This is a genomic window from Herbaspirillum sp. B65, from assembly GCF_000333555.1.
GTDB classification, from domain to species: Bacteria; Pseudomonadota; Gammaproteobacteria; order Burkholderiales; family Burkholderiaceae_D; genus Herbaspirillum; species Herbaspirillum rubrisubalbicans.
Window position 1 is genome coordinate 1 of record NZ_BADI01000999.1, and the last position, 19,092, is coordinate 19,092.

16 protein-coding genes, 2 pseudogenes and 2 riboswitches are annotated in these 19,092 nt (G+C 63.4%); of the genes and pseudogenes, 10 read left to right on the forward strand and 8 right to left on the reverse strand.

Annotated features, from left to right (window positions below):
• Positions 1-120 precede the first annotated feature (120 nt).
• The 7 genes and pseudogenes from I5W_RS23475 to I5W_RS32645 all read right to left on the reverse strand — a co-directional run.
• A pseudogene (locus tag I5W_RS23475) lies at positions 121-1,290 on the reverse strand (allophanate hydrolase); the annotation flags it as partial.
• Positions 1,248-4,871: an urea carboxylase gene (uca, locus tag I5W_RS23480; RefSeq protein ID WP_044531061.1), complete on the reverse strand. Its 3,624-nt coding sequence runs from the start codon at positions 4,869-4,871 to the stop codon at positions 1,248-1,250. The pseudogene I5W_RS23475 and the gene uca, both read right to left, overlap by 43 nt.
• A gap of 99 nt (positions 4,872-4,970) precedes the next feature.
• Positions 4,971-5,606, reverse strand: a complete 636-nt coding sequence (locus tag I5W_RS30850) for an urea amidolyase associated protein UAAP2 (protein ID WP_044531062.1) — start codon at positions 5,604-5,606, stop codon at positions 4,971-4,973.
• Between the two features lie 15 nt (positions 5,607-5,621).
• Complete coding sequence (locus tag I5W_RS30855; protein ID WP_017449889.1) at positions 5,622-6,353, reverse strand: urea amidolyase associated protein UAAP1; 732 nt, start codon at positions 6,351-6,353, stop codon at positions 5,622-5,624.
• A gap of 1 nt (position 6,354) precedes the next feature.
• Complete coding sequence (locus I5W_RS23495; protein ID WP_044531063.1) at positions 6,355-7,131, reverse strand: ABC transporter ATP-binding protein; 777 nt, start codon at positions 7,129-7,131, stop codon at positions 6,355-6,357.
• A complete protein-coding gene (locus tag I5W_RS23500; RefSeq protein ID WP_044531064.1) occupies positions 7,128-7,943 on the reverse strand; it encodes an ABC transporter permease in 816 nt (271 codons plus the stop codon). Before I5W_RS23500 ends, I5W_RS23495 begins: the two co-directional genes overlap by 4 nt.
• A 136-nt stretch (positions 7,944-8,079) precedes the next feature.
• Positions 8,080-8,180, reverse strand: a riboswitch (guanidine-I (ykkC/yxkD leader).
• An 86-nt stretch (positions 8,181-8,266) separates the two neighbouring features.
• Positions 8,267-8,428 (reverse strand): hypothetical protein, encoded by a 162-nt coding sequence (locus I5W_RS32645; protein ID WP_171426911.1) that lies wholly within the window; start codon positions 8,426-8,428, stop codon positions 8,267-8,269.
• A gap of 157 nt (positions 8,429-8,585) precedes the next feature.
• On the opposite strand from I5W_RS32645, the gene I5W_RS32650 reads away from it, so the two are divergent.
• The 3 genes from I5W_RS32650 (at position 8,586) to I5W_RS23510 (ending at position 11,198) form a co-directional block, all read left to right on the forward strand.
• Positions 8,586-8,753 (forward strand): hypothetical protein, encoded by a 168-nt coding sequence (locus tag I5W_RS32650; protein WP_017449893.1) that lies wholly within the window; start codon positions 8,586-8,588, stop codon positions 8,751-8,753.
• A gap of 109 nt (positions 8,754-8,862) precedes the next feature.
• Positions 8,863-8,962: riboswitch (guanidine-I (ykkC/yxkD leader) on the forward strand.
• A 68-nt stretch (positions 8,963-9,030) separates the two neighbouring features.
• Positions 9,031-10,107, forward strand: a complete 1,077-nt coding sequence (locus I5W_RS23505) for a putative urea ABC transporter substrate-binding protein (protein WP_017449894.1) — start codon at positions 9,031-9,033, stop codon at positions 10,105-10,107.
• A 155-nt stretch (positions 10,108-10,262) separates the two neighbouring features.
• A complete protein-coding gene (locus I5W_RS23510; protein WP_044531065.1) occupies positions 10,263-11,198 on the forward strand; it encodes a TorF family putative porin in 936 nt (311 codons plus the stop codon).
• A gap of 113 nt (positions 11,199-11,311) precedes the next feature.
• Here I5W_RS23510 and I5W_RS23515 read toward each other — a convergent pair whose 3' ends face one another.
• Positions 11,312-12,205, reverse strand: a complete 894-nt coding sequence (locus tag I5W_RS23515) for a LysR family transcriptional regulator (protein ID WP_017449896.1) — start codon at positions 12,203-12,205, stop codon at positions 11,312-11,314.
• Positions 12,206-12,520: 315 nt separating this feature from the next.
• On the opposite strand from I5W_RS23515, the gene I5W_RS23520 reads away from it, so the two are divergent.
• The 7 genes and pseudogenes from I5W_RS23520 (at position 12,521) to I5W_RS23550 (ending at position 19,072) form a co-directional block, all read left to right on the forward strand.
• Positions 12,521-13,528: an ABC transporter substrate-binding protein gene (locus I5W_RS23520; RefSeq protein WP_017449897.1), complete on the forward strand. Its 1,008-nt coding sequence runs from the start codon at positions 12,521-12,523 to the stop codon at positions 13,526-13,528.
• A 36-nt stretch (positions 13,529-13,564) separates the two neighbouring features.
• Positions 13,565-14,620 (forward strand): ABC transporter ATP-binding protein, encoded by a 1,056-nt coding sequence (locus tag I5W_RS23525; RefSeq protein ID WP_044531066.1) that lies wholly within the window; start codon positions 13,565-13,567, stop codon positions 14,618-14,620.
• Positions 14,613-15,473 carry an ABC transporter permease gene (locus I5W_RS23530; RefSeq protein WP_044531067.1) on the forward strand — a complete coding sequence of 287 codons (861 nt, stop codon included), beginning with the start codon at positions 14,613-14,615 and terminating at the stop codon, positions 15,471-15,473. The genes I5W_RS23525 and I5W_RS23530 overlap by 8 nt, the downstream gene beginning before the upstream one ends.
• The gene (locus I5W_RS23535) at positions 15,470-16,270 is read left to right on the forward strand and encodes an ABC transporter permease (protein WP_044531068.1); all 801 of its coding nucleotides are present in this window, start codon (positions 15,470-15,472) and stop codon (positions 16,268-16,270) included. The genes I5W_RS23530 and I5W_RS23535 overlap by 4 nt, the downstream gene beginning before the upstream one ends.
• A pseudogene (locus tag I5W_RS23540) lies at positions 16,267-17,368 on the forward strand (NAD(P)/FAD-dependent oxidoreductase). Before I5W_RS23535 ends, I5W_RS23540 begins: the two are co-directional and overlap by 4 nt.
• Positions 17,361-17,672 (forward strand): (2Fe-2S)-binding protein, encoded by a 312-nt coding sequence (locus I5W_RS23545; RefSeq protein WP_044531069.1) that lies wholly within the window; start codon positions 17,361-17,363, stop codon positions 17,670-17,672. The pseudogene I5W_RS23540 and the gene I5W_RS23545 overlap by 8 nt, the downstream one beginning before the upstream one ends.
• On the forward strand, positions 17,669-19,072 hold the full coding sequence (locus I5W_RS23550; protein WP_044531070.1) for an FAD/NAD(P)-dependent oxidoreductase: 1,404 nt from the start codon (positions 17,669-17,671) through the stop codon (positions 19,070-19,072). Before I5W_RS23545 ends, I5W_RS23550 begins: the two co-directional genes overlap by 4 nt.
• Positions 19,073-19,092: the final 20 nt, after the last annotated feature.

Sequence of the window (19,092 nt, forward strand, 5' to 3'; positions counted from 1 at the left end):
ATCTGGTGAGTGGCCAGGGTGCCCGAGCGCAGGCCGCGTTCATGCCCGCCGCCATGCATCTGCGCTTCCAGCCGAACGCGCGGCTTGCGTCCCACGTACAAGGCGCACCGGGCGCGGATAGGCCGGAGTCACCACGCAATCCAGTCCAGCCAGGATGCGGTCGCAGTCGCCCTTCAACTGCTGCAGCCGATACTGGGCGCGGAAGGTATCGACGGCGCTGTACTGCGGGGCCTTGCGCAAGACGTCGCGAATGACCGGCAAGACTTCTTCGGGCTGTTCCTTGAGCAGGGCTTCGACGGTGCTGTAACGCTCGGCGACCCACGGTCCCTCATAGAGCAGGCGGGCGGCTTCCAGGAAGGGCGTGAAATCGATGGGCACGGCCACGCCGCCGATGGCTTCCATCTGTTCCAGTGCCTCCACGAACAGGACCGGACTTTCGGCGCAGCCGAGAAACTCCAGTTGACGCGGCACTCCGAAACGAAAGCCCCGACGCGGTGGCTGGAAGGCCGAGGCATCGTTATGCGGCAGATTGGCACGGCTGTATTCGTCACGCTCATCAGGCCGGGCACACAGTGCCAGTAGCTGGCTGGCTTCAGCCGCCGTGGCCGTGAAGAACGTGACGCAATCCAGCGTGCGACAGGCCGGCACCACCCCGGCCGTGGAGAGCAAGCCCTTGGTCGCCTTCAGCCCGACCAGGTTGTTGAGCGCCGCCGGCACGCGTCCGCTGCCGGCCGTGTCGGTCCCCAGCGCAAAGCTGCTCAGGCCCAGCGCCACCGCCAACGACGAACCGGAAGAAGAACCGCCTGAGGGATAGTCCGGGTGCACACTGTTGCGACAAGCGCCATAGGGTGAGCGCGTGCCATTGAGACCGGTGGCGAACTGGTCCAGGTTGCACTTGCCGATGGGAATGGCGCCCAGCGCGATCAAGCGCTCCACCAGCGTGGCACTCTCGCGCGGCACATAACTGAAGGCCGGGCAGGCAGCAGTAGTGGCAATGCCGGCCAGATCGATGTTGTCCTTGATGGAAAAGGGCACGCCATACAAAGGCAGGCTGTGCGGGGAACAGGCCTCCAGCGCTTGCAGATAAGGCTCGCTCTCCTGCTCGTTCAACAGGTGGATGTAGAGCCGATATTGCGCATTGAGGGCGCTGGCGCTTTCGCGCAAACGACTGACCACCTGGCGCGGCGTCAAGCGTGCTTCGCGATAGGCAGCTGTGAGCGCATCGATGCGCAAGTCAAAGGAATGGATCATGCCAGCTCCTGCCCGGTGGCTTCCATCACCAGCACGCATTGCCCCGCGCGCACCGGGCTGCCGGGCTGCACGCGCACCTCGGCGACGATGCCGGCCTCGGGTGCGGCAATATTGATTTCCATCTTCATCGACTCCAGGATCATCAACAGTTCCCCCTGTGCCACGCGCTGCCCGGGACTGACCTTGACCTGCCACAGGTTGCCGGCAATCGGCGCATCCACTGCCATCTGCCCCACTTGCAGAGGCGGCCCCTGATCACTGGCGGCGCTGGCTTCCTCGATCTCGAAGTTGGCCTGGCCACTGGCGATCCAGCGCTGGCGCTCGGCATCGAAGGCGGCTTGCTGGTGCTCGCGGAAGGCGGCGATGCCCGCGGCCTCCTGCTGCAGGAAAGCCTGGTAATCCGAGAGACTCAATTGGGTCTGTTCGATCTGCAGATCGAAGCGGCCCAAGGGAAAATCGCGACGGATGGTGAGCAACTCCTCGGCCGTGACCGGGTAGAAACGGATCTGGTCGAAGAAGCGCAGCAGCCAGGGCTTGCCACCGAAGGCCGCGACCTCGCGATAGCGGTTCCACATTTGCAGGGTGCGACCGACGAACTGGTAACCGCCCGGACCTTCCATGCCATAGACGCACAGATAGGCGCCACCGATGCCCACCGAATTTTCGGCCGTCCAGGTGCGCGCCGGGTTGTACTTGGTGGTCACCAGGCGATGGCGCGGGTCCAGCGGCGTGGCCACCGGTGCCCCCAGGTAGACGTCGCCCAGGCCCATGACCAGGTAACTGGCATCGAACACGGTCTGGCGCACGGCACCGAGATCCTTGAGATCATTGATGCGGCGGATGAATTCAAGATTGCTGGGACACCAGGGCGCATCCTTGCGCACGGTGGTCATGTATTTCTCGATGGCGAGCTGGCAAGCGGGGTCGTCCCAGGACAGGGGAAGATGCACAATACGCGACGAAACCGTCAGGTTTTGGCGAGCGCAGACCGCATCCCACAGCCCGGCCACGGTATCGAGCAGCCGCTGCAAGGGCAGCGCCTCGGGCTGGTAATGCACCTGCAGCGAACGGATGCCGGGGGTGAGGTCGATCACGCCGGGCAACGCTTGTTCTTCCAATGCGGCGATCAGGGCATGGACGCGGAAACGCAGCACCAGATCCAGTTGCGGACTGCCCACTTCCAGCAGCAGATTGGCATCCCCCGACAGGCGCGCCACCAGGCGCCGGTCGTCGTGGCCCAGGTCCAACACGATGGGCGAGGCCAGCGCCACTGGCGCCCACGCCACCGCCTGTACCTGCAACGCGCTGATTTCCTGGTGCGCGGCCAGGGCGATGCGGCGCGCGGCGGCCACATCCACCGGCACGAAGCGGACCTTGTCACCGGCCTTGAGCTGGCCGATCTGCCACAGGTCGGCTTCGATCACGGTCACCGGGCAGACGAAACCGCCCAGGCTGGGGCCGTCCGGTCCGAGAATGACCGGCATGTCGCCGGTGAAATCGACCGCACCCACGGCATAGGGATTGTCATGGATGTTGGAGGGATGCAAGCCGGCTTCGCCGCCACTGTCGCGCACCCATTCCGGCTTGGGACCGATCAGGCGCACGCCAGTACGACTGGAATTGAAGTGCACTTCCCAATCGGTGGCGAAGAAGGTATCGATATAGGCCGGCGTGAAATATTCCGGTGCGCCATGCGGCCCATAGATCACCCGCACTTTGCGTACCGGTTCCAATGCCGGATACAAGCCTGGCGGCAGCGCTTGCCCGACCTTGGTCACGGCCGCCTCGGCCAGCGGCGCCAGGTGCAGGATATCGCCGGTGGCCAGCGCCCGGCCACCATGGCCGCCGAACTGTCCCAGCGTGAAGGTACTGCGGCTGCCCAGGTAAGTCGGCACTTGGAGGCCGCCGCGCACGGCCAGATAGCTGCGCGCCCCGGCCCCGCGGATGACACCGAGCTTGAGCGTACTGCCCGCGGCAATGTGCAGGACGGTATGCATGGGCTGGCCCACGCCGTCGATCTGCACCACGATGTCGGCACCGGTCACGGCCACCACCGCAGCGGTGTTGAAGCGCAGCGTCGGGCCGCTCATGGTCACTTCCAGTCCCGCCGCGTCGCTCGCGTTGCCCAGCAGGCGATTGCCCAGCCGCAGCGCGCGCTCATCCATCGGGCCCGAAGGCGGTACTCCCACCGCCCAGTAGCCGATGCGGCCAGGATGGTCCTGCACCGTGGTTTGGGTGCCGGGCGCGAGCACCTCCACCGTGTCGGCATGATAGGTCAGTTGCTCCAGGCAGCGCGTCCATGGCTGGCCGCTGGCGAAAGGCACATCGGCCAGGATCTGGCGCAGGTAGTGCTGGTTGGTTTCCACCCCGTAGAGCTGCGTCGCCTCCAGCGCGGCATCGAGCGCCAAGCGGGCGGCTTCGCGGGTGGGTTGCCAGCTGATCAGCTTGGCGATCATGGGGTCGAAGTAAGGCGGGATCTCGCAACCGGCTTCGACCCAGGTATCGATGCGCAAGGCCCGCCCATCGGCGGGTGGAAAGGCTACTGCCGTCAACAGTCCCGGGCAGGGCTGGAACTGACGGCCCGGATCTTCCGCGTACAGGCGCGCCTGGATCGCATGGCCGCTGGGTTGCAGGGTGGCGGCCAGTTGCGCCAGCGGTGGCAGTTCGCCGGCCGCCAGTTCGATCATCCAGCGCACCAGGTCCACGCCCCAGACCTGCTCGGTCACGCCATGTTCCACTTGCAGACGGGTGTTGACCTCCAGGAAGTAGAACTGTCCGGCCTGGCTGTCGTAGACGAATTCCACCGTGCCGGCGCTACGATAATTCACCGCCCGCGCCAGCTTGATGGCCGCTGCGCACAAGGCATCGGCCATGCCTGCGGGCAGATTGGGAGCGGGCGTTTCTTCCAGTACCTTCTGGTTGCGCCGCTGCACCGAGCAGTCGCGTACCCCCAGGGCGATCACCTCGCCCTGGCCATCACCGAAGACTTGCACTTCCAGATGACGCGCGCGTTCGATATATTTTTCGATGAACACGCCAGCATCGCTGAAATTGTTCTGCCCCAGTCGGCGCACTGACTCGAAGGCATCGGCCAGTTCTTCATCGCTGCGACAGACGCGCATACCGATGCCGCCGCCACCCGCCGTGCTCTTCAACATCACCGGATAAGCGACCTGGGCGGCAGCGGCCAGCGCTTCTTGCAGATTCTCCAGCAAGCCCGTTCCTTCCAGCATTGGCACGCCCTGCTCGCGCGCCAGGGCGCGGGCCGTGTGCTTCAGGCCGAACAGGCGCAACTGCGCGGGCGTGGGGCCGACGAAGGCAATCCCGGCTGCTTCGCAGGCTTCGGCAAAGGCGGCATTTTCGGACAGGAAGCCATAGCCGGGATGGATGGCCTGGGCGCCACTGTCGCGGGCGGCGGCCAAGATCTTGTCTACCGCCAGGTAGGTCTGGGCGGCCGCGCCTTCCCCCAGCGAGATGGCACGGTCTGCCTGCAACACGTGCAGGCTGCCGAGGTCGGCTTCGGAATAGACACACACGCCGGTCACCTCCAGCGTGCGCAAGGTGCGCAGGATGCGGCAGGCGATGGCGCCACGATTGGCAATGAGCAGATGGTCAAACATTGAGTTGGCCTTGAAATCCGGGTCGTCCCGTGATTCGGAAAACCGGCTCGCGGTCGTCCGCGAGGGTTGCAGCGCAAAGCAGGGAGCTAGCGGGCAGGATCAGTCCCACACCAGCACTTCAGCAGCGGTCGGGTTCCAGCCGTTGCAGGGGTTGTTCAATTGCGGACAGTTAGAGATCAGCACGATCAAGTCCTGCTCGGCGCGCAGTTCCACGTACTTGCCCGGCGCCGAAATGCCATCCTCGAAGGTCAAGCCGCCCTCGGGCGTGACCGGCACGTTCATGAAGAAATTGATGTTGGCGCCGATGTCGCGCTTGGTGAGCCGGCCATCATGCAGGCAGGCGCACAGGAAGTTGTCGCGGCAGCTATGCATATAACGCTTCTCCAGCGCATAGCGCACCGTATTGCTCTCCTGCGCGCAGGCCCCGCCCAGGGTGTCATGGCGACCGCAGGTATCGGCCACGATGGTAGCCAGCGCACGCCCCAGATTGGAATAGAGCACGCTGCCCGCCCCCAGGTAGGCGCGGTTCTGGCGTCGCAGGGTGCGTTGCGGGTCGTAGCGCTCGCGCGGATTGGCGGCGCTGTAGAACAGGGTGTCGATGGCCTGGTTGCCTTCCAGGTCCAGCAGGCGCACGGTCTGGCCGGCCTTGAGATTGAACAGGTAAGGCTCGCCGGCCGGGATCACGTGACGCAACACGGCATCTGCAGGTGCGCGCTGGCTTTCGATGATGTGCATGGGATAGTCCTGATGTCAGAGATAGAAGCGTTCGGTGTTGTGGAAGGCGCGCTCGTTTTCGGGACGCGAATGGCGGCAGGCATGGGTACTGTCGTCGCTGTGCGTGTGCAACCACTCCAGCCTGACCGGGCGCGGTGCGTAGTGCGGGTGCGGATCCATGGGATGCTGCAGGGCGGTCAGGATGATGAGGGTTTCCATCGGGGCGGCCAGCTCGATGTAGTCACCAGCCTTGGCGTTGCCGGGCACGAAGTGGAACACGCCTTGCTCATCCACGGCCACGCGCGAGAACAGGTTCACCACCATCAGCAGGTCTTGCAGGTCGAGGTTCCACTTGCCCATTTCCACCAGCAGGTTGTCCACGCCATTGCGATAGAAGCCATTGCGCAATTCCTGGTAGCGGCCCTGGCCATATTTCTCTTGCACTTCCTCGGCATTGAGCACGCCGCCGAAGCTGTCATGCCAGCCGCAGGTATCTTCGGTGATGGCCGCCAGCACCCGTCCCATGTCGGAGTACAGGCAATGCCCGGCTTGCAGACGCGCGGTGTGCTGGCCCTTCAGGGTATCGGGCAGGTTCAGGCGTTCGCTGGGCTGCTGGGCATTCAACATCATCATGCTGACGTTGGCCCCGCCTTCGATGTCGGTGATGCGCAGCGATTGGCCGCGCTTGAGGATGAAGGACGTATGGCCGCCGCCGGGCAACAGTTCTTCGTAGAGTCTGGCCTGAAGGGCCAAGGCTTGCTTGCTCATGTCAGCTTTCCTTTGCAGTGATGAGGGAGGCCAGCTTGCCGGCCTGTTCGCGGGCGCGTGCCTCGTTGAGGGCGATGTCATAGGTGATGTGGGCGCCATAGGCCTGCGGGTATTGCGGATCGACGCGCACCTTGTCGAACACCAGCAGGCGGGTGCCCAGGGTGAATCCTTCGGAGAGGTCATGCGTGACCATGAAGACGGTCAGGCCGCTGTCTTGCCACAGGTCCAGCAGCAGGGTATGCATCTCCTTGCGAATGCCGGGGTCGAGCGCACCGAAGGGTTCGTCCAAGAGCAACACGCGCGGGCGCACAATGAGCGCCTGGGCAATCGCCAGCCGCTGCTGCATTCCGCCCGAGAGGCTGCTGGGATACAGGTTCAGTGCATGCCCCAGCCCTACGCGATGCAGCAGTTGTGCCGCCTGCTCGCGCGCGCGACGCTTGGAACCACCGAACAGGCGCCCCAGCAGCGGAGCTTGCGGCAGCTCCAGGCCGATGGCCACGTTATCCAGCACATTCAGGTGAGGGAACACCGAATAGCGCTGGAACACCACGCCGCGCGTGGCATCCGGCTCGGCCGGAAAAGGCTGGCCCTGCAGCAGCAACTGTCCCTTGCTGGGCCGTTCCTGCCCCAGCAGCAGACGCAGAAAAGTGGACTTGCCACAACCGGAAGCGCCCACCAGGGTGCAGAACTGCCCTTCTTCCACGCGCAGGTTCAGACGCTCCAGCACCACGTTCTGGTCATACTGTTGCCAGACGTTGCGGATATCGATGTAGCTCATGCGCGACCTCCTTCGGCCCAGGGGAAGAAGCGCCGGTGCACGGCGCGCAGCAGCCAGTCCATCAACCAGGCCAGCAGCGTGATCCAGACCACGTAAGGCAGGATCACGTCCATGGCCAGGTAGCGGCGCACCAGGAAGATGCGATAGCCGAGACCCGCCGTGGCCGAGATCGCTTCTGCGGAAATCAGGAACAACCAGGCAGCGCCCAGCGACAACCGCAACGAGACCAGCAGGCGCGCCAGCATCTGCGGCAGCGCCACCCGCAATACCAGGGTCCAGCTATTGGCGCCCAGGGTCTGCGCCTTGATCAGCAGTTCGGCGGGAATGGCGCGGCCGGTATGTTCCAGGTCGCGCGCCAGCAAGGGGGTCACGCCGATGACGATGAGCATCACCTTGGATAATTCATCCAACCCCAGCACGATGAACAGAATCGGCAGGATGGCCAGCGGCGGCACCATCGAGATCACCGTCAAGAGTGGCGAGAAACCGGCGCGCAGCACCGGAAAGATGCCATTGGCGATGCCCAGCACCAGCCCGGCCAACGCGGCGATGCCCAGGCCCAGCAACACCCGCTGCAGGCTGGCCAGGGTGTCGGCCCAGAGCAGGTAGTCGCCGCTACGCGGGTCTTCCATGAAGGCCATGTGACGGATCGCATCGACCATCTGCGCGAGGCTGGGCAGCAGCTTGTCGTTGGGATTGTCGGCCAGGCGCGTGGCCGAGCCCACGGCATAGAGCAGTATCAGGATAAGGAAGGGCAACAAGGTCAGCAGCCATTGCCCGGAGCGGCCCGGATGACGGTTCAGGAAACGCATGGTGCGCCTCCCTGAACGAGGGACGGACCCAGCGGCAACGCTGGGCGGTGGGACCTGGGGATGCAAGCAGCGATCACGTGAGACTCCGGTCGGGGTTGAACAAAAGCAGGAGCAGCGCGGCACCTTGAGTGCAACTCTCTCCCGGGCTTTTGTCCCGCCGTGTAACCTCGACCGAGGTCGCCGGCTCTCGGACCAGTCATCTGCCTGCGGCAGACCGGAACCCTAGCCAGCTATTTGAACTTCTCCGTGCAGCCGTTTTGATGAATCAGATCATCGATGCGGACTGCTCTGCGTGTAAGACGATTTCAGCAAATTCCATACCATCATCGACTGCGCCGCAGCCAATGCAGGGCCTGCGTCAAGGCCAGCATCAAGGCCTCGATGAGCAGCAGCGAAGTGCGCATCCGTCCGCACAGCGGTAATGCTTGTGCGGCATCGGCAGAAAAAGCGATAGAAAAAATGGCGGCGTCGGTTGATCGGGTCATGGGCATGGTCTTCTCCTGCGAGCATGGCCTGGCCGTCCAGGATGGTTGTCGAAGACTGCGCTACTGTCCGTGCTCCGACCCAAGTCGTCTTGGCTCGCCCTATGCGAGAACGACGATCTTGTATGCAAGTTCCGGGCCAAGCGCTCTCGCCCCCTCCATGCCGCGCAAACCCGCGCCACCGCTGGGTGTGAGTACCAACACCAGCAATACCCAGGCAAGCCAGGCGCAAGTGTGGTGCAGCGTGGCACCGATTTGGCGCGTGCGCACTGCGCCATCGCTGCTCATGCACACCGGGATGTATGAGCGTCTGATGCGCTGGCGATGATTCGCTATTAATAGCGAAAAGCGTCTCCACGGTGTCGGTGAGGATTGGCACGAACCTTGCTGAAAAGCGAGTGGGAGCCGGTGATACCGGTCTTGTGTAAGCACAATTTGCAATGGACAGCTAGGGTTCCGGTTCGCTGTTGCGGATGTCTGGTCCGAGAGCAGTCGACCTCGCAAGGGGTTACACGGCGGGAGAAAAGCCCGGGAGATGACGCGTTCGCAACGACCGCGCCGCTCCCGGGCTTTTTCCCTAATAAACCCTTCGAGGACCATCCGCCGTGTACAACATTTCTCGCATCCTTGGTGGCGCCGCCATCGCCCTGGCCGCCTTCGCAGGCGCGCTCTCATCCGCACACGCTGCCCCGCGCACCGACTTCAAGGTCTGTACTTCCATCTATGCCGGCTGGATGCCGTGGGGCGAAGCCCAGGCACAAGGCATCCTGGCCAAGTGGGGCAAGAAGTACGGCATCACCATCAGCGCCGTGCAATTGAACGACTACGTCGAATCGATCAACCAGTACACCGCCGGCAAGTTCGACGGCTGCACCATGACCAACATGGATGCGCTGACCATTCCCGCGGCCGGTGGCGTGGACTCCACCGCCCTGATCGTGGGCGACTATTCCAACGGCAACGATGGCATCGTGCTCAAGGGGAAGAACAAGAAGCTGGCCGACATCAAGGGGCAGTCGGTGCAACTGGTGGAGTTCTCGGTGTCGCACTACCTGCTGGCGCGCGCACTGGAATCGGTCGGCCTGCGCGAGCGTGACGTCAAGGTGGTCAACACCAGCGACGCCGACATCACCGCCGCCTTTGCCACCCCGGCCGTGACCAGCACCGTGACCTGGAACCCCATGCTGTCATCGATTGCCGCGGCCCCCGATGTCTCGCTGGTCTACACCTCCAAGCAACTGCCCGGCGAGATCATGGACCTGATGGTGGTCAACACCAAGACCCTGCAGGACAATCCTGCCTTCGGCAAGGCGCTCACCGGTGCCTGGTACGAGATGATGTCCATCATGACCGCCAAGGATGAGCGCGCCACACGGGCATTGACCGCCATGGGCAAGGCCTCCGGCACCGACCTGGCCGGCTTCCAGTCGCAACTGGCGGCCACCGCCATGTTCTACCAGCCCAAGGCCGCGCTGGAGTTCGCCACCAAGAAGGACTTGCCTACCATCATGGGCCGCGTCGCCAAGTTCAGCTTCGACCACGGCATTCTCGGCCCCAACGTCAAGAGTGCCGATGGCATCGGTATCGCCTTCGATGGCAATGTGATCGTGGGCGACAAGAAGAACGTCAAGCTGCGCTTTGATCCGAGCTACATGAAGATGGCCGCCGATGGAAAACTCTGATTTCCTCGTCACCCGACACGACCAACACTAACAGCTCAGATATCAGAAGTCTTATTTTTTGCGGGTCCGGCAGCGGACCCGCAGGGCCTCTGTCTGCCCACCGCTTTATTTGCCCCACCCTGCTGACCTCAACAATCACCAACACGGAGAGAACCTTGACTACTCACATCCCCGCCCGCGCGCGCACTACCCTGGCGGCCTGCGCCGTTTCGCTCACCGCCCTGCTGGCCGGCGCCCCGGGCCTGGCCCTGGCCGACGATGCCGCCCCCGGCGCGACACCGGCCGGCCCCTGGACCATTACCAAGCACATCGACCTGGCCTCGCGCTATGTACTGCGTGGCGCCACCACCACCTATGGCAATGGCCAGCCGCTGGGCAATGCCGGCGCCGATGCGCCCGAGTCCGACCAGCCGGCGCTGCAGTGGGGCATCGACTTCGTGCACAGCAGCGGCTGGAGCTTCGGCTATTGGGCCTCCACCATCAATTATTCCTACAAGCAGCTGGGCCGTTCCTACAGCGACCGCAGCATCACCGAATTCCAGAAACCGCGTTCGGTGGAAAACGATCTCTACTTCGCCTATGCCGGCAACATCAGCGGCGACCTGGGATATACCCTGGGCATGACCGGCTACTACTATGCCAACGGCAGTCACGCCAATGCACTGGAAACCAAGGCCGGCCTGACCTGGGGCGCCTTCTCGCTCAATGCGCAGACGCTGTTGAACGACGTCATCTGGGGCAACAAGGGCGACACCTACTGGACCCTGGTCTACACCAAGCCCCTGCCGTATGACCTCACCTTCACCGGTACCCTGGGCGCCTATACCTATAGCCGCGAAGGCAAGTACCTGGGCACGCGCGATACTGCCACCGGCACTGCCTGCGGCGCCGGCCAGGCCTTCGTGGTCAACGGCTGCTTCGCCGGCAACGGCCCCAGCAGCGGCGCCTTGCGTCACTTGACGCTGGGTCTGTCGGCCCCCTTCCCCAACTCCTCCATCACCTGGTCGCTGCAAGCCATCCTGGGCGGTTACAACCGCTTCGATGTCAAGCAGGGCAACCAGCTGGTGGGCATGTTGAGCTGGGGCTTCTGAGCCGACCAGCAAGCATCGGGAGCCAGCCTCCCCGACTCCCAGCGGCCCGGTACGTGCACGGTACCGGGCCGCTGTGGTCTTCTCCCGGACAGCGCCGAACCGCCATGTGCGCGTTAGCCACCCTGGCTCCGGCGCAATTCATCGCGCAGATCCGCGGCGAATGTCTCCGCCAGCGCCAGTCGTTTACCCGGATAGGGGAAGATGATGGCGCAGCGGGTATCCAGTTCTTCCACCACCGGCCGAATCACCACACCGGAACCGGCAAAAGGTTCTGCAGTGATGCGCGAGACCAGGGTGATGCCGGCCCCCTCTGCCACCAGCGCACAGGCCACCAGCGAATTGGGCGTTTCCATAGCGACCTGCACCGACACCCTGAGCTTGGAGAGCACATCATCAATCTGGTAGCGCATATAGCTATGCTGTGACAGCAGGATCATGCGCTCGCCGTCGAGCTCCTTGAGCGATACCCGTTTGCGGCGCGCCAAACGATGCCCGACCGGCAGCACCAACGCACGCTCCAAGGGCTCGAGCGGTTCAATCGAAATCGATGGCTGCGACAGCGGCAGCTCGACGATGCCGATATCGAACTGCTTGGTGGCGACCATCTCGGCAATCTGGCGTGAAGGCAGCGTCTGCACGAAAACCGAGACTTGCGGACGAGCGGCAGCAAAGCGCGCCACAGTACGCGGCACCAGGCTTTGCGAAAGCGCCGGCAATGTCGCAATGCGCAATGCACCGGCCCGCTGGTGGCCGATATCGTGGGCTACCTGAGCGATACGGTCGAGGTTGCCATAGATCGGTTCGAGCTCGGCATACAGCGCCTGCGCCTCGGGCGTGGCCACCAGCTTGCGGCCACGACGCTCGAACAGGTCGTAACCGATACGGATCTCCAGATGCGCGATGGCCCGGCTCACAGCCGGCTGTGTCACGCTCATCATCTGTGCCGCACCGACTACGGTACCGGTACGCATGACCGAATAGAAGGCCTCGATCTGCCGCAAATTCACACTATTTCTCATATAACCAACTCGCTATCGAATGCTCTTGATAATGCATCTGGCAGGTGCAGTATCGCATCTTTATGGTGCCATTTATCTCTAAAAATCCCTGATTTGCAGCGCAACAATGCATATAACAAATAGGCATAAGTAACCCTCTAAATTTTAATATTTGGGCCGATAGGGAATGCCTAAACTAGCTAAACCATACAGCCGGCGCGGTGATTCCCTACTCTCGAGTGACGGGTTTCTCCTTGCCCTGTTTCTCTTCGCGGTCCCTATTCGGAGGAATACATGATGCGTACTACCCTTGTCGGTGTCACGATGGCGGCAGCCTTGCTTGCAACAACAACTGTCCAGGCTGCACCTACGCTGTATGTCGGTGGCTATGGTGGTTCTACCGAGCAGGCTTTCAAGGAAAAGATCATTCCATCCTTCGAGGCTGCCACCGGCAGCAAGGTAGTCTATGTCTCGGGCAACTCCACCGACCTGCTGGCCAAGCTGCAAGCGCAGAAGGGGCATCAGGAAATGTCGCTGGCCATGATTGACGATGGTCCGATGTACCAGGCCGTGGGCCAGGGCCTGTGTGCCAACCTCGAAGAGGGCAACGGCTCGCGCGAAGCCTATCCCAACGCCCGCATGATCGGCGGCAAGTCCATCGGCATCGGCTTCATCGCCACCGGCCTGGTGTACAACAAGGAGATCTTCGCCAAGAACGGCTGGAAGGCGCCCACCTCCTGGCAGGACCTGAGCGATCCCAAATACCGGCAGAAGCTGGTGATCCCGCCCATCACCAATGGCTATGGCTTGCTCACGCTGGTGATGATGGCCCGTCTCAACGGCGGCAACGAAGAAAAGATCGCTCCCGGCTTCGACGTAATGATCAAGAAGGTAGCGCCCAACGTGCTGGCCTGGGAGCCCTCGCCCGGCAAACTGGCGGAGATGCTGCAGACTGGCGAAGCGGCGCTGGCGGTCTGGGGCAATGGCCGCGTGCAGGCTGTGATCGATCAGGGCGCACCCGTGGAATTCGTCTATCCCAAGGAAGGCGCGGTGGCATTGATGTCGGCAGCCTGCGTGGTAGAAGGCGCACCGCAATCCAAGCTGGCGCAGCAGTTCTTGCAATACATCCTGTCGGCGGACGTGCAGGCCATCCTGGCCAACGCACAAGGCTGGGGGCCCGTCAACAAGACCACCAAGCTGACACCGGAAATCATGAAGCGAGTCGTGTTCGGCCCTGACAAGGTGAGTCAGATGATCGCCCCCAACTACAGTGTGATCAACGCCCAGCGGGCCGAATGGACCAACCGCTGGAACCGTGCCGTGGAACGCTGAACCGTAGCATCCGACAACAGACCAGGGGATGCTTCCATGAGTTTTCTTCAATTGAACGGCCTGTCCAGGCGCTATGGCGAGGTACTCGCGGTCCGACAATGTGACCTGTCGGTGGACAAGGGTGAATTCGTCAGCCTGTTGGGTCCCTCGGGGTGCGGCAAGACCACCACCCTACAGATGATCGCCGGCTTCGTCCAACCCAGCAGCGGGCGCATCCTGCTCGATGGCCACGACATCACCGAGATCAAGCCCAGCCGACGCGGACTGGGCATCGTGTTCCAGAACTATGCATTATTCCCGCATATGACGGTGCAACAGAACGTTGCGTTCGGCATGGAAATGCAAGGGCTGCCGGCAAGCGAGCGTGCACGCCGCGTCAAGGACACCCTGGAACTGGTGCAACTGGGGGCGATGGCGCAACGCTATCCCAGAGAGCTCTCCGGCGGTCAACGCCAGCGCGTGGCGCTGGCGCGGGCGCTGGCTATCCGACCACCGGTGCTGCTGCTGGACGAACCGATGGGTGCGCTCGATGCCAAGCTGCGTGAGGAAATGCAGATCGAACTGCGCGCCCTGCAACATCGGGTCGGCGTGACCACCATCATGGTCACGCATGACCAGGCTGAAGCGATGACCCTGTCCGATCGCGTAGTGCTGATGAACAAAGGCGGTATTGAACAGATCGGCCGTCCCTACGATATGTACGAGCAACCCAACGGGCGCTTTTGCTCGACCTTCCTGGGCAAGGCCAACGTCTTCTCAGCCACCCGTACGCAGGGCAGCCACAGCATTGAGCTCCAGGGCCACCACCTGCCCACGCACGACGCCAGCGCCACTGGCGAGATCGACTACATCGTCCGTCCCGAGAAGCTGGAATTCACCACGCCCGAAACCGCACTGCTGCAGGGCCGTGTGCAGGCGCGGGTGTTCCTCGGCAATCACTGGCTCTACCAGGTGCAGACCGCGCTGGGTCTGGTGCAGATCAGTCAGGCCAACAAGGGTGCGCCCAGTTGCGCCGAGGGCGAACCAGTGGGCCTGCGCTGGGCGCCGGAACATGCGCACCTGGTACCCCGCGGGGAGGCGCCACATGCATGACCGTGCAAGCGCCCTGCCCTACTGGATGGGTACACCGGCCGCCCTGGTCACGCTGGCCTGGGTGGTGTTGCCGCTGGTGGTGACGCTGTCGTTGAGCCTGTTTCCCTTCATCCCTGGCGGGGGTGTAGGCGAACACCTCACCCTGAGCCACTACCTGGACATCGCCAGCGATGAATACTTCCAGACGATCTTCCTGCGCACCTTCGGCCTGGCACTGGTGGTCACGCTGGTGTGCATCGCCATCGGCGTGCCGGAGGCCTATGTACTATCGCGCCTGTCCTCAAGATGGCGCGCCGTCTCACTGGTGATCGTACTGGGGCCGTTGCTGATCTCGGTGGTGGTACGCACCCTGGGCTGGGCCATCCTGCTGGGCAATGAGGGCGTGATCAACAAGATGCTATTGGCCGCCGGCCTGATCGATAGCCCGGTCAAGATGATGTTTACCTTTACCGGCGTAGTCATTGCGCTGGTGCATGTGCTGGTACCGATGATGGTGCTGGCAGTCTGGGCCTCGCTGCAAAAACTCGATCCGGCCGCCGAACAGGCCGCCGAATCGCTGGGGGCGGGATGGGGCACCATCATGCTGCGCATTGTCTTTCCGCAAGTCATCCCGGGCGTGCTCTCGGGCAGCCTGATCGTGTTCTCACTGGCCGCCAGTGCCTTTGCCACACCGGCCATCATCGGCGGGCGAAGACTCAAGGTCGTGCCCACCACCATCTATGACGAATTCCTGGGCAATCTCAACTGGCCACTGGGTGCTGCGCTCTCTGTGGTGTTGCTGGTGATCGTGCTGGCCGTATCGCTGGGCGTCAATCACCTCATCGAGCGCCGCTACAAACAGGTGTTCCAATGAAAAGCCGCGTTCCTCTGCCCCTGATGCTGCTGCACCTGGCCTTCGCGGCCTTCATGCTGGCGCCGCTGGTGATGGTGGTGCTGGTCTCCTTCACCGACAAGGGTTACATCTCCATGCCTTTCGACGCTGCCTCGCTGCGCTGGTATGGCGCCATCCTCGGCGACGACAGTTTCATGGCGGCCTTCTACCGCAGTCTGTGGCTCGGCGTGGCAGCCGCCACCCTGGCCACGATGCTGGCGGTGCCGGCCGGCATGGCCATCGCCTGGTATCGCTTTCCCGGCCGGGAAGCCTTGCTGGGGCTGCTGCTGTCGCCGCTCATGGTGCCCAACATCGTACTGGGAATCGCACTGCTGCGCTTTCTGACCCTGCTGGGCTCGCCTGGCACGATGTGGGGATTGACGGCGGCCCATACGGTGATCGTGCTGCCTTACGTGCTGCGACTGGTAGTGGCCGCCGCCACTGGGTTCGATCGCACCATCGCACAGGCGGCGCAGTCGCTGGGCGCCTCGGCCTGGACGGTGTTTCGGCGCGTGGAACTGCCACTGATCATTCCCGGCGTGGCGGGAGGCTGGATCATCGCCTTCATCAACAGCTTCGATGAATTGACCATGTCCATCTTCGTGGCCTCGGCTGGCACCGAAACCCTGCCGGTGAAGATGTACAACCACATCGCCAACACCATCGATCCATTGCTGGCCTCGGTCTCCACCGTACTGATCATACTGACCCTGGTACTCATGGTGCTGCTGGAACGCTTCTACGGACTGGACCGGATTCTTTCTGGAAAGACTTCATGATTTCATCAGATATCGATACGCTGGTCATCGGCGGCGGTGTAGTGGGTATGTCCATCGCCCTATGCCTGAGCAGGCAGGTGAGAAGTACTGGTGCTCGATGAAGGGGACGACGCCTTTCGCGCCGCACGCGGTAACTTCGGCCTGGTATGGGTACAGGGCAAGGGCGAGGAACGCCCCGACTATGCACGCTGGAGCATGGCCTCGGTACTGCGCTGGTCTGACCTCGCACAGGAGTGNATCGCCTCCAATGGGATGNACCTGGAACTATCGCAGATCGGCGGACTGCATTCTTTCCTGGACCCGGAAGAGTTGCGCGCCTACGTACGCAAGCTGGAACACTGCGCCCAAGCCGTCGGCGACTATCCCTTCGAGGTGCTTGATCCGGTGGCGCTGAAGGAACTCTCTCCTCACATCGGGCCGGAGGTGGTCGGTGCAGTCTATGGACCGCGTGATGGTCACGTCAGTCCGCTGCGTCTGCTGCGCTCACTGGTACAAAGCTTCCATGCCCAGGGCGGCGTGCTGCGCAATGGCGTGCGCTGCGAGCAGATCGTCCATCGCGCCGGCCAGTTCCATGTTCATGCCGGGGGTCAGGAGTATGTGGCTGGCAAGCTGGTGCTGGCGGCCGGACTGGGCAACCGCAACCTGGGGCCGCTGGTGGGGCTACAGGCACCGGTGGCACCCAATCGCGGGCAGGTGCTGGTGACCGAACGGATGCAGCCATTTCTGCGCCATCCTTCGGGCCACGTGCGCCAGACCGGCGAGGGCGTGGTGCAGATCGGCGACTCCAAGGAAGACGTGGGTCTGGACGACCGCACTTCCATCGATCAGCTGGCCCACATTGCCCATCGCGCACGCAAGTATTTCCCGCTGCTGGAGCAGGCCAACGTAGTACGCACCTGGGGCGCGCTGCGGGTAATGACACCAGACGGCTTTCCCATCTACGAACAGTCGCGCCAATGTCCAGGCGCCTTCCTGGTGACCTGCCACAGCGGCATCACGCTGGCCGCCATGCACGCGGGCCCGCTGGCGGACTGGATCAGAGGTGCGGCCGAGCCGGCAGCCATTTCCACCTTCAAAGCGGAGCGATTCCATGTTTAAGACCATGCTCAGGGCAACCGAAGACCGCCGCCCCGACATCTCCATCCAGGTCGATGGTCACACCATTCACGCCAGGGAGGGAGAAACCCTGGCCACTGCACTGCTCAAGGCGGGCGTGACACCATTGCGGCACACGCCGGTCTCCGGCAGCCCGCGCGCGCCCTTCTGCTTGATGGGCGTGTGCTTCGAGTGCCTTGTCGAAGTCGATGGCCGGCAGAACGTGCAATCCTGCATGGTGCAGGTACGGGCCGGCATGGAAGTGCGTCTGAGCAACGGTGCGCGCCGCGTAGGAGAACCTGCATGATGGCCCCGACCCACGATCTGATCATCATCGGCGCCGGGCCCGCCGGCATGGCGGCCGCCTGCACAGCCGCCGCGCTGGGCCTGAAGACACTGCTGCTGGAGGAGCAGCCGCACCCGGGCGGCCAGATCTATCGCAATATCACGCAAGTGCCTCCGCAGGTGGCGGCCGTGCTGGGTCCAGATTACCTGCACGGGCGCGCACTGGCCGAGCGCATGCAACAGTCGGGTGTGGACTATCGCAGCGGGGCCATGGTCTGGGAAATCACCCAGGATCTGATCGTCACGGTGCAGCAGGACGACCGCTCCTACCGCGTGCGCGCGCCGCAGATCATTGCCGCCACTGGCGCCATGGAGCGACCGTCCCCTCTGCCCGGCTGGACCTTGCCCGGCGTACTCAATGCCGGGGCAGCGCAGATTGCGATGAAGACCTCGGCGTCGGTGCCACAAGGGCCAGTCGCACTGGTCGGCGCGGGCCCCTTGCTGTTGCTGGTGGCCTGCCAGTTGCTGGAAGCGGGCGCCGAGGTGGCGGCGGTGGTACAAACCGCCCCGCGTGAGAACCTGACTGAGGCGATGCGCCATCTGCCATCGGCGTTGGGAGCGCCGCAGTATCTGCTCAAGGGCATCAAGATGCTATGGCGTCTGCATCGTGCCGGCATCCCCATGTATCACGGTAGCAGCGAGGTTCGTCTAGAAGGCAGCGAACGTGTGCAACAACTGCATTTCCGCGCTGCCGGCCAGACCCATACGCTGGCAGCCAACGTCGTGCTGCTGCACCACGGAGTAGTGCCCAACACGCAACTGAGCCGGCAGTTGCGGGTAGATCATCGCTGGGATGCATTGAATCAATACTGGCATCCGGTCGTCGATGAAGGTGGCCAGACCTCGCTGGCAGGATTTCGTATCGCTGGAGACGGTGCAGGTATCGCCGGAGCACGGGCGGCCGAGCCGGCGGGCATTCTGGCCGCGGCCCACGCCGCACGGGCGCTGGGCAAGCTCGATGCCACCGCCTTCAACGCGCTGGCTGGCCCTGCGCAAGTCGAACACGCAAGGCAACTGAAGATCCGGCCCTTCCTCAATACCCTGTATCGCCCTCCGCAATGGCTGGCCAATCCCGGCGACGAGACCATCGTCTGCCGCTGCGAAGAAGTCAGCGCCGGCAAGATCCGCGAGATGGCCCGCCTGGGGTGCCAGGGACCGAACCAGACCAAGTTCTTCAGCCGCTGCGGCATGGGGCCCTGCCAGGGACGCATGTGCGGCCTGAGCGTGACACAGATCCTCAGTACCGAACTGGGAAAGACGCCCGAGCAGGTGGGTGCCTATCACATCCGCACACCCCTCAAACCCATCCCGCTGGGATCGCTGGCGGCGTTGGCCGAAACCGAACCCCTTGCCGCCGAATGAATGCGCAGGCAAGCGCAACG

Bases quoted from the DNA above. Each gene is read 5' to 3' on its own strand.
- I5W_RS23495 (WP_044531063.1), bottom strand. From the start codon at position 7,131: ATGAGCTACATCGATATCCGCAACGTCTGGCAACAGTATGACCAGAAC.
- I5W_RS23525 (WP_044531066.1), top strand. From the start codon at position 13,565: ATGAGTTTTCTTCAATTGAACGGCCTGTCCAGGCGCTATGGCGAGGTA.
- I5W_RS23530 (WP_044531067.1), top strand. From the start codon at position 14,613: ATGCATGACCGTGCAAGCGCCCTGCCCTACTGGATGGGTACACCGGCC.
- I5W_RS23500 (WP_044531064.1), bottom strand. From the start codon at position 7,943: ATGCGTTTCCTGAACCGTCATCCGGGCCGCTCCGGGCAATGGCTGCTG.
- uca (WP_044531061.1), bottom strand. From the start codon at position 4,871: ATGTTTGACCATCTGCTCATTGCCAATCGTGGCGCCATCGCCTGCCGC.
- I5W_RS30850 (WP_044531062.1), bottom strand. From the start codon at position 5,606: ATGCACATCATCGAAAGCCAGCGCGCACCTGCAGATGCCGTGTTGCGT.
- I5W_RS23545 (WP_044531069.1), top strand. From the start codon at position 17,361: ATGTTTAAGACCATGCTCAGGGCAACCGAAGACCGCCGCCCCGACATC.
- I5W_RS23520 (WP_017449897.1), top strand. From the start codon at position 12,521: ATGGCGGCAGCCTTGCTTGCAACAACAACTGTCCAGGCTGCACCTACG.
- I5W_RS32650 (WP_017449893.1), top strand. From the start codon at position 8,586: ATGCCGCGCAAACCCGCGCCACCGCTGGGTGTGAGTACCAACACCAGC.
- I5W_RS23550 (WP_044531070.1), top strand. From the start codon at position 17,669: ATGATGGCCCCGACCCACGATCTGATCATCATCGGCGCCGGGCCCGCC.
- I5W_RS23535 (WP_044531068.1), top strand. From the start codon at position 15,470: ATGAAAAGCCGCGTTCCTCTGCCCCTGATGCTGCTGCACCTGGCCTTC.
- I5W_RS32645 (WP_171426911.1), bottom strand. From the start codon at position 8,428: ATGACCCGATCAACCGACGCCGCCATTTTTTCTATCGCTTTTTCTGCC.
- I5W_RS30855 (WP_017449889.1), bottom strand. From the start codon at position 6,353: ATGAGCAAGCAAGCCTTGGCCCTTCAGGCCAGACTCTACGAAGAACTG.